This window comes from Streptomyces sp. NPDC057654 (genome assembly GCF_042800135.1).
In the GTDB taxonomy this organism is placed as follows: Bacteria; Actinomycetota; Actinomycetes; order Streptomycetales; family Streptomycetaceae; genus Streptomyces.
This window is the reverse complement of the sequence record NZ_JBHVHQ010001179.1, coordinates 1-2,069: the sequence shown is the minus strand read 5'-3', so window position 1 is coordinate 2,069 and position 2,069 is coordinate 1. Positions and strand designations below refer to the sequence as shown.

The following is a 2,069-nucleotide window of genomic DNA, read 5'->3' as shown; positions in this document are numbered from 1 at the left end:
GAACCCACTCCGGCGCTATGCGCCAGAAGCCGCCGGCCTGGATCAGCTCGTGCAGCGCGTCGGCATCGCTGGTCGGCACCGGGTCAGCCGCGTCGGCTGGATGACTGCTGTCCCACTGCTCGGAGGAGCCAGGGCTCATCGGGTTCACCGTCCTCATATCCCGCACCACAAGCGGTTGTTGTCCGGGTGATGTCGGACCAGAATGTGGCTGCAACCGGTGGTGTGCAAGATTTCAGAACAGATGTCCCACGAAGAGGTGCCCCCATTGCGAACCGGGTTTCTCGGTGCTTCCATTTCGGGTGTCTAAAGTCCTTCACATTGGGATGACAGGAAGGGGCGGCGCATGACAGATGGGCCTACCGGATCCACCGTGCCTCGCCGGCAGTTGGGACGGTTCTTGCGCGATCTGCGCAACCGTTCCCGGCTCACCGTGCGGGCAGCAGCAAGCAAGCTGGAGTGGTCCGAGGCGAAGATGTGGCGCATCGAGACAGGTCAAACATCGCTGCGCAGCCTGGACGTTGAGGCCATGTGCAAGGTCTACGGCGCACCGGCCGACATGACCGAGGCGCTCATGGGGCTCGCGAAGGAGACCAAGGCGCGGGGCTGGTGGCATGCCTATGGGGAGGCGATCCCCGAAGGGTTCGATCTTTACATCGGGCTCGAAGAGGCGGCTTCACAGCTGGATTGGTACGAGAGCGAGTTGATCCCCGGGCTGTTCCAGACCGAGGACTACATCCACGCCGTCATCAGCGCTCACCATCCGAATGAGTCTCCCGCTGAGATCGAGAGGCGCGTCAGCCTTCGCGTCGCTCGGCAAGTGCTCATCAGCAGGGGCACTGATCCACCGACACTGCACGTCGCCCTCAGCGAGACGGTGTTGCGTCACCCCGTGTCCGGGAAGAAAGTCATGGGAGCGCAGCTCGCCCGGCTGGTGGAAGTCAGCAAGCTGCCCAACATTACGATCAGAGTGATCCCGTTCAGCGTTGGTCTGCATCACGGTATGGCGACAGGGCAGTTCACCATTCTCCGATTCCCGCTCAGTGGAGAAGGCCGCCCGACTGAACCCCCCACCGTCTATTCGGACGGCTACACAGGAGCCCTCTACCTGGATCGACCGCACGAGGTGGAACGCTACGACGGTGCGTTCCAAGACATCTGGACCAAGGCGCTTGACGAACAAGCATCCGCAGACCTGATCTCAGAAATGGCAGGAAACTATGCACAAGCTTGACCTTCAGCGTGCCAACTGGCGCAAGAGCACCTACAGCAACGGTAGCCAAAGCTGCGTCGAAGTGGCCGACGGCTTTTCTGGAATAGTCCCTGTCCGCGACAGCAAGAACTCTGACGGGCCCGCACTGGTCCTCAACGGCACAGCGTGGAGCGACTTCGTCGCATTCGTCAGGACCACGAACGTCTGAGCCCAGCAATACCACGAGCCCCTGCCGAAACCGGCAGGGGCTCATTGCGAGTTCGCGTCCTTCGCAGGCACCTGTCGGCGACCTATCATCAGTTCAGGACGTAACTCTGCGAGGCCGTCCAGCGGCCTCGGGACCGCAGGGAGTAGCCTTGCGAAAGAGCGACCTCAAGCCCAGGACATGGTGCAAGAGCACCTACAACAATGCCAACCAAAGCTGCGTGGAGGTGGCCGAAGACTGCCCCGGCATCATCCCTGTCCACGACAGCAAGAACGCTGACGAACCCGCGCTGGTCCTCTCAGCCGACGCGTGGGCCGCGTTCATCAGCGAGGTGAAGAGCGACGAATTCCATGCGCGCTGACGACCTCAAGCGCGCCGCGTGGCACAAGAGCACCCGCAGCAGCCCGATGGCGGCAACTGCCTCGAATGGACACCCGCCACCGCAGCAACGCGCGGCGTCATACCCGTACGCGACAGCAAGGACCCGCACGGACCGGCATTGGTCTTCAGCAGCGCAGCATGGAGCGACTTCGTCGCATTCATCAGGGCCACGGATATCTGAGCCAAACGGCACCACGGCCCCCGCCGGGCGACGGGCTCTAGGGCCTGTATTGAGTCGTGATCGTTTGCTGGTTCTGCCCTCGCTGCGAGGGC

4 protein-coding genes are annotated in these 2,069 nt (G+C 62.6%); all 4 read left to right on the top strand.

What is annotated here, in order from left to right:
• The first annotated feature begins 343 nt into the window (after nucleotides 1-343).
• The 4 genes from ACFU99_RS41770 to ACFU99_RS41755 all read left to right on the top strand — a co-directional run bounded on the left by ACFU99_RS41770 (nucleotide 344) and on the right by ACFU99_RS41755 (nucleotide 1,977).
• Nucleotides 344-1,231, top strand: a complete 888-nt coding sequence (locus ACFU99_RS41770; protein WP_384403496.1) for a helix-turn-helix domain-containing protein — start codon at nucleotides 344-346, stop codon at nucleotides 1,229-1,231.
• Nucleotides 1,218-1,418, top strand: a complete 201-nt coding sequence (locus ACFU99_RS41765; protein WP_384403493.1) for a DUF397 domain-containing protein — start codon at nucleotides 1,218-1,220, stop codon at nucleotides 1,416-1,418. Before ACFU99_RS41770 ends, ACFU99_RS41765 begins: the two co-directional genes overlap by 14 nt.
• 148 nt (nucleotides 1,419-1,566) lie before the next feature.
• Nucleotides 1,567-1,776: a DUF397 domain-containing protein gene (locus tag ACFU99_RS41760; RefSeq protein WP_384403490.1), complete on the top strand. Its 210-nt coding sequence runs from the start codon at nucleotides 1,567-1,569 to the stop codon at nucleotides 1,774-1,776.
• Nucleotides 1,777-1,794: 18 nt separating this feature from the next.
• The gene (locus ACFU99_RS41755; protein ID WP_384403488.1) at nucleotides 1,795-1,977 is read left to right on the top strand and encodes a DUF397 domain-containing protein; all 183 of its coding nucleotides are present in this window, start codon (nucleotides 1,795-1,797) and stop codon (nucleotides 1,975-1,977) included.
• The last annotated feature ends 92 nt before the right edge of the window (nucleotides 1,978-2,069 follow it).

Bases quoted from the DNA above. Each gene is read 5' to 3' on its own strand.
- ACFU99_RS41765 (WP_384403493.1), top strand. From the start codon at position 1,218: ATGCACAAGCTTGACCTTCAGCGTGCCAACTGGCGCAAGAGCACCTAC.
- ACFU99_RS41770 (WP_384403496.1), top strand. From the start codon at position 344: ATGACAGATGGGCCTACCGGATCCACCGTGCCTCGCCGGCAGTTGGGA.